Here is a 6,078-nt window from a genome sequence, read left to right as displayed (position 1 = left end):
GGCCCGCCGGCTTGAGCGCGATGCCACGCCCCCCATCCGGCCGCGCGCCGGACCCACGCAGGCCGGCAAGCCGGCACCACGCCAGCCCGGCCAGCCCGGTCAGGGCGATGACGACTGGGAAACCTTCTGAGTCCTACCCCTGGCGCAGCGGGCTGTGGGCCTGCAGCTCCTGCAGATAGCCGGCCATGCCCTCGCCCTCGCGGTCCAGAAAGCGCGAGATGGCATCGGCAAAGGACGGGTGGGCAATCCAGTGGGCGCTGGGGGTGACCACGGGCAACAGCGCCCGTGCCATCTTGTGCTCGCCCTGGGCGCCTCCCTCGAAGTGCGCAATGCCGCGTTCTATGCACCAGGCGATGGGCTGGTAGTAGCAGGCCTCGAAATGCAGGCAATCCACGCGCTCCAGTGCGCCCCAGTAGCGGCCGTAGGCCGTTCCCTGCGGGGCCCGCGGCGCGTGGGCGCGCCCGCCTGGATGGCCCGCTGACAGCCTTGCGGCCGCAGCATCCAGCGCGATCAGGCTGCAGGCCATGGGCTGGCCGTCGCGCTCGGCGATGAACATCAGCCAGGCCTCGGGCATCTGGCGCGCCATGGCCTCGAAGAAGGCCGGTTCGAGGTACGGGGCGTTGCCATGCTCCAGGTAGGTTCGCTCGTGGCAGCGGTAGAAAAAGGCCCAGTCCTGTGCGCCCATGTCCGGCCCGTGCAGGGCGCGAAAGCGCACGCCGGCCTCATGCACCTTGCGCCTTTCCTGGCGTATCTTCTTGCGCTTTTCCTGGTTCAGCGTCGCCAGAAAGTGGTCGAAATCGCCGTGCCCGGCGCCATCGGCGCCCTGGTTGCTCCAATGGAACTGCACGGTGCTGCGCTGCATCCAGCCGTCGGCATCGCAGGCGGCCAGATCCTCGGCATCGCTGAACAGCAGGTGCAGCGAAGACAGTTGCTGCGCCTGGGCCCATTCGCGCACCGCGCGCACCAGGGCTGCACGCAGCAAGGGCGTGCGCGCCAGCAGGCGGCTGCCCGGCACGGGCGTGAAAGGCACGGCCAGCACGCCCTTGGGGTAGTAGTCCAGCCCATGCTGGGCGTAGGCACGTGCCCAGGCAAAGTCGAACACGTACTCGCCATAGGAGTGCGCCTTGGCGTAGACCGGGCAGGCGGCGACCAGCTCGCCGCCCTGCCAGAGCGTGACCACGCGGCCGGCCCAGCCGGTTTGCGGCACGGCGCTGCCGCTGGATTCCAGCGCGCTCAGGTACTCGTGGCGCATGAAGGGAGTGGGCGCGGCCTGCGATGCCAGCAGCGCATTCCAGGCCTGGGCATCGAGCTGCTGCACGCTGTCCAGCACGCGGGTGATAATTGCGGTTTCAGCCATGCCATTCCTTGCAGGCCGGTGTGACGCGCGCTGCCGCCTTTCGCTGTGGGGTGGCCTTGTCGGCCCTGTTGGCTCCATTGCATTCCATGACGCTCTCCATCTGCACTGCCCAGCTCAACTTTGTCGTGGGCGACCTGCCCGGCAATGTCCAGAAAATCATTGCCGCAGCCCGTGAAGCTTATGCCACGGGAGCACGCTTGCTGCTGACGCCCGAGCTTGCCCTGTGCGGCTATGCGGCCGAAGACCTGTATCTGCGCCCCGCCTTTCTGGATGCCTGCGACCAGGCCGTGCAGCAGCTTGCGCTGGAGACCGCGCAATGGCCGGGCTTGGCGCTGGTGCTGGGCCACCCCTGGCGCGACCCGGGCGCCGTTGGCGCGTTGCGCAATGCGGCCAGCGTGCTGCGCGACGGGCGCGTGGAATGCAGCTACGCCAAGCAATGCCTGCCCAACTACGGCGTGTTCGACGAGCAGCGCTACTTTGTGGCCGGCCAATCGCCCTGCGTGATCGAAGTGCAGGGCGTGCGCGTGGGCCTGCTGATCTGCGAGGACGCCTGGCATCCCGAACCCGCACGCGCCGCCGCCCAGGCCGGCGCGCAATTGCTGGCCGTGATCAATGCCTCGCCCTTTCATGAGGGCAAGCAGGCCGAACGCGAAGCCACGCTGGCCGCGCGTGCGCGCGAGACCGGCCTGCCCCTGGTCTACGCACATCTGGTTGGCGGCCAGGATGAAATCGTCTTTGATGGCTGCTCCTTTGCCGTGCAGGCGGACGGCTCCATTGCCGCGCGCGCGCCGGCCTTTGCCGAGGCCTTGCCGCAGGTGGAGGTCCGCACGGGCGGGCATGCCCTGGTGCTGGCAGGCGAGGTGATTGCGCAGCCAGGGCACCTGCCGGAGCTGTGGTCCGCCCTGGTGCTGGCCGTGCGCGACTACGTGGGCAAGAACCGTTTCCCCGGCGCCCTGCTGGGCCTGTCGGGCGGTATCGACTCGGCCCTGGTGCTGGCGATTGCAGTCGATGCCCTGGGCGCGGACAAGGTGCATACGGTGATGATGCCTTCGCCCTATACGGCCGACATCAGCTGGATCGATGCGCGTGACATGGCCGAGCGCGTGGGCGTGCGCTATGACGAAATCTCCATCGCACCGCAGTTCGAGGCCTTCAAGGCCGCGCTGGCCCCGGCCTTCGCGGGCCGCGCAGAGGACACGACCGAAGAGAATCTGCAGGCCCGCATCCGCGGCACCCTGCTGATGGGCCTGTCCAACAAGTTCGGCTCCGTGGTGCTGACCACCGGCAACAAGAGCGAGATGTCCACCGGCTACTGCACGCTCTATGGCGACATGGCGGGCGGCTTCGCGGTGATCAAGGACGTGCTCAAGACCGAGGTCTTTGCGTTGGCGCGCTGGCGCAATGCCAACGATCCGTTCGGCACGGGTCTGGACCCCATCCCGGATCGCATCATCACGCGCCCGCCCAGCGCCGAACTGCGCCCTGACCAGAAAGACCAGGACAGCCTGCCCGCTTATGAGGTGCTCGATGCCATCGTGCGCCGTTACATGGAAAATAACGAAAGCATCGCCTCCATCGTGGCCGACGGATACGCCAGCGCCGATGTGGAGCGAGTGACGCGCCTGATCCAGATCAACGAGTACAAACGCCGCCAGGCGCCCGTGGGGCCGCGACTGACGCGCCGCAGCTTCGGCAAGGATTGGCGCTACCCCATCACCAACCGCTTTCGCGCTTGAAGCACCTGAGGCGGCGGGGTTTCCCAGCCAGCCGTCTTGCCCCGTATTGCATGCACTGAGGAGTTCACCCCATGAAAATGATCACCGCCATCATCAAGCCGTTCAAGCTGGAAGAGGTCCGCGAGGCGCTGGCCGACTGCGGCGTCAACGGCCTGACCGTCACCGAGGTCAAGGGCTTTGGCCGCCAGAAGGGCCATACCGAGCTTTACCGCGGCGCTGAGTACGTGGTGGACTTCCTGCCCAAGGTGAAGATCGAGGTCGTGGTCCGCACCGAGGACGTGGACCGCTGCGTGGATGCCATCGTCAACGTGGCGCGTACGGGCAAGATCGGTGACGGCAAGATCTTCGTCACGGCCGTGGAGCGCGTGGTGCGCATCCGTACCGGCGAGCTCGACGACGGAGCCATTTGAGTCCGAGAGCAGGGCAGGGCGCATTCGGCGCCCTGCATTCCTGATATCTCGACGCTGGCGGCCATCCTCTCAAGGGTGGCCGTTTCCGTTTCCGCTTCTGTTCAGATCACGGCGCGCAAGGGCGCAGTCTCCAGGCCCGTGCCGGCGTTCTGCACCAGCGATTGCAGCAGCGTGGGGATGTCGCTGCCGCTTTCGATCAGTCCCATCTGCCACTCGCCCATGAAGCCATGGCCCACGCAGGTCTGCAGGAACTGCAGCATGCTGTCGTAGTAGCCATCCACATTGAGCAGGCCGATGGGCTTGTCGTGGTAGCGCAGCTGGCGCCAGGTCCAGACCTCGAACAATTCCTCGAAGGTGCCTATGCCGCCGGGCAGGGCGACGAAGGCATCGCTGCGCTCGGCCATCATGGCCTTGCGCTCGTGCATGGTCTGGACGATGTGCAGTTCATCGCAGGCATGGTTGGCCAGTTCCTTGTCCACCAGCGCCTGCGGGATCACGCCCACGACGCGGCCGCCGGCCTGCCGCGTGGCCTCGGCCACCTCGCCCATCAGGCCGCTGCGGCCGCCTCCATAGACCAGCTGGCCGCCGTGCTCGCCGATCCAGCGGCCGGTGGCGCGGGCCGCCTCGATGAATCCGGGCTGGTCGCCGGGGCGCGAGCCGCAATACACACAAATGGAAAACGTGGGATTTGTCATGCAATGAACCGTTGATAGAGGGCGGCCAGCCAGACGCCGGCGCACAGCAGCAGCGCCAGCATCACGGCCGCGCTGCCCATGTCCTTGGCCTGCTTGGACAGAACGTGCCATTCGGGGCCTATGCGATCGACCACGGCCTCGATGCCGCTGTTGAGCAGCTCCACGATCAGCACCAGCAAGACCGTGCCCGCCAGCAGTGCGACCTCGATCCAGCTGCTTCCCAGCCAGAAGGCGGCAGGGATCAGCACGATGGCGGCCAGCGCTTCCTGGCGGAAGGCTTTTTCATTCCATCCGGCGCGAAGGCCTGACAGCGAATAGCCTGCTGCGTGCCAGACACGCGTCAGGCCTGTGCGGCTTTTCTGGGGATTGACAGGTGCACTGTCGGTCGGGTCGGGAGATGCGGCGGGCATGCTTGCGAGTGTAGGAGATGCGACGCTGCCTCTGGGCCTGTCAGCGCTTTTTCCTGGGTGCCGGGGCCTGGTGGATCAACTGGGTGCCGGCCCATGCGTCATGCCAGAACTGGCGGCGCGGATGAAAGCGGCTGAGCAGCGCCCAGAGCGCCACCCACAGCACCAGCAGCATCAGCGTGGTCAGTGCGGGCACGCCGGTCGAATAGGCAGCCAGCGGCGGCAGCAGCCAGATCCAGCTGAACACATAGCGCCGCAGCGCGCGCAGCTGGCTGACGGGCTGGCCTGCCGCATCCACCAGGCGGATGTGCCAGGTCTTCATGGCCAGCGTCTGGCCCTTGGACCAGAACCAGACGAAATAGATGCCCAGCACCACGAACATGAAGGCCTGCAGCGCATGGCGGTTGTCCATGGCATTGCGTGTCTGCGACAGGGTGCCGAACAGATAGCCTGCAATGAAGACCACGCCGAACAGCAGCATGCCCTCGTAGAGCCAGCAAGCCATGCGCCGCGCCAGTCGCGGGGCCATCTGTGGGGAGGCTGCGATTGCGGCTGCCGTGGTGGAGGCGGGGGATGTGGCGTTCGTCATGCGGACGGGGAGATCGGTGCGTCAGTGCGTCAATGCGAGAGGGGCGCTTCGCCGTGCGATGGCTGGGATGCAGCATCGGGGCTGTCATGCAGTTCCATGGGCGGCAAAGGCATGGGCGTGGCTGAGGGCACTTCCACCGGCGCCGTCTCCACCAGCGCCGGCGGGCGCACGGGATGGGTTTCCACGGCCGCAGGCGATGGGGCCGGGGGTACCGGAAGCGGCGGGTTGTAGATGGTGGCGGGCGGAATCTTCGGCGGATTCGGAATGGTGGCCGGAGCCACCGAGGCCGCCGGAATCCGCGCCAGCCGCTTGGGAGCCACGGGCTCTATGGCGGTGGCGGCGCCCTTGGCCTTGGGCGCGGCGCGAGCGGCCAGCAGGCGTTTTTCCTCGTCGCTGAGCGCCTGGTAGGCCTCCCACTGGGCACGCTTGTCCGTGGCCAGGCGGTTGGTCAGGGCGAAATTCAGGCGGGCCTGGCTGCGCTGCTGGGCGCTGAGGCTGGACCAGGTCTGCATGCGATCGCGCAGCTTTTCCTGCTCTTTTTCACTGAGCTTGTCCCAGCCCTCGGCCAGCGCCATCCAGCGGCGCTTTTGCAGCGCATCCATCATGGACCAGCGCTCGGACAGGGGTTCAAGCACACTGCTCTGCGCCGGTGTCAGCTCTGCCCAGCGCGGGCCGGAGGCCAGGTCCGTGGCGCGCTGGCGTGTGGCTGCATCACCGTGCAAGGTCTTGGAGGCTGCGATCGTGGCCGGCGAGACGGTGCTGGGTGCCAGCCGTACCTGCTGCACGACGCGCCAGCCGGTCCAGGCCAGCGCCATCAACAGCACCGCCGCCAGGATGGCGGCGGCTGAGCGGTGGAACGCGGCGCGTGAATCAGTGGGCATGCA

At 67.3% G+C, this 6,078-nt stretch carries 7 protein-coding genes; 2 read left to right on the top strand and 5 right to left on the bottom strand.

The features are described from left to right. Positions 1-133: 133 nt before the first annotated feature. Complete coding sequence (locus tag ACM14_RS15510) at positions 134-1,357, bottom strand: GNAT family N-acetyltransferase (RefSeq protein WP_065346628.1); 1,224 nt, start codon at positions 1,355-1,357, stop codon at positions 134-136. An 86-nt stretch (positions 1,358-1,443) separates the two neighbouring features. Here ACM14_RS15510 and ACM14_RS15505 point away from each other — a divergent pair, with 86 nt between their 5' ends. Then, positions 1,444-3,093, top strand: coding sequence for an NAD+ synthase (locus ACM14_RS15505; protein ID WP_065346627.1), 1,650 nt, complete (start codon positions 1,444-1,446; stop codon positions 3,091-3,093). A gap of 71 nt (positions 3,094-3,164) precedes the next feature. Further along, a complete protein-coding gene (locus ACM14_RS15500) occupies positions 3,165-3,503 on the top strand; it encodes a P-II family nitrogen regulator (RefSeq protein ID WP_012206673.1) in 339 nt (112 codons plus the stop codon). A 101-nt stretch (positions 3,504-3,604) separates the two neighbouring features. On the opposite strand, the gene ACM14_RS15495 is transcribed toward ACM14_RS15500, so the two are convergent. From ACM14_RS15495 to ACM14_RS15480, 4 genes are read right to left on the bottom strand one after another with little or no spacing between them, the layout of a single operon-like run. Next, positions 3,605-4,198 carry a TIGR00730 family Rossman fold protein gene (locus ACM14_RS15495; RefSeq protein ID WP_012206672.1) on the bottom strand — a complete coding sequence of 198 codons (594 nt, stop codon included), beginning with the start codon at positions 4,196-4,198 and terminating at the stop codon, positions 3,605-3,607. Next, positions 4,195-4,608 (bottom strand): diacylglycerol kinase, encoded by a 414-nt coding sequence (locus ACM14_RS15490; protein ID WP_043819740.1) that lies wholly within the window; start codon positions 4,606-4,608, stop codon positions 4,195-4,197. Before ACM14_RS15490 ends, ACM14_RS15495 begins: the two co-directional genes overlap by 4 nt. Before the next feature lie 40 nt (positions 4,609-4,648). Beyond that, the gene (locus ACM14_RS15485) at positions 4,649-5,194 is read right to left on the bottom strand and encodes an RDD family protein (protein WP_034396055.1); all 546 of its coding nucleotides are present in this window, start codon (positions 5,192-5,194) and stop codon (positions 4,649-4,651) included. Positions 5,195-5,223: 29 nt separating this feature from the next. Beyond that, positions 5,224-6,075 carry a DUF3106 domain-containing protein gene (locus tag ACM14_RS15480; protein WP_013801503.1) on the bottom strand — a complete coding sequence of 284 codons (852 nt, stop codon included), beginning with the start codon at positions 6,073-6,075 and terminating at the stop codon, positions 5,224-5,226. Positions 6,076-6,078 lie beyond the last annotated feature (3 nt).

The sequence above is a fragment of the Delftia sp. JD2 genome, assembly GCF_001682645.1.
GTDB lineage: Bacteria > Pseudomonadota > Gammaproteobacteria > Burkholderiales > Burkholderiaceae_C > Comamonas > Comamonas acidovorans.
Note: the sequence above shows the minus strand (reverse complement) of the source record. Positions and strands in the feature narration are given on the sequence as shown.

Excerpts from the sequence above, each read along its gene's own strand:
- ACM14_RS15490 (WP_043819740.1), bottom strand. The coding sequence starts at position 4,608 with ATGCCCGCCGCATCTCCCGACCCGACCGACAGTGCACCTGTCAATCCC.
- ACM14_RS15500 (WP_012206673.1), top strand. The coding sequence starts at position 3,165 with ATGAAAATGATCACCGCCATCATCAAGCCGTTCAAGCTGGAAGAGGTC.
- ACM14_RS15505 (WP_065346627.1), top strand. The coding sequence starts at position 1,444 with ATGACGCTCTCCATCTGCACTGCCCAGCTCAACTTTGTCGTGGGCGAC.
- ACM14_RS15485 (WP_034396055.1), bottom strand. The coding sequence starts at position 5,194 with ATGACGAACGCCACATCCCCCGCCTCCACCACGGCAGCCGCAATCGCA.
- ACM14_RS15495 (WP_012206672.1), bottom strand. The coding sequence starts at position 4,198 with ATGACAAATCCCACGTTTTCCATTTGTGTGTATTGCGGCTCGCGCCCC.
- ACM14_RS15510 (WP_065346628.1), bottom strand. The coding sequence starts at position 1,357 with ATGGCTGAAACCGCAATTATCACCCGCGTGCTGGACAGCGTGCAGCAG.
- ACM14_RS15480 (WP_013801503.1), bottom strand. The coding sequence starts at position 6,075 with ATGCCCACTGATTCACGCGCCGCGTTCCACCGCTCAGCCGCCGCCATC.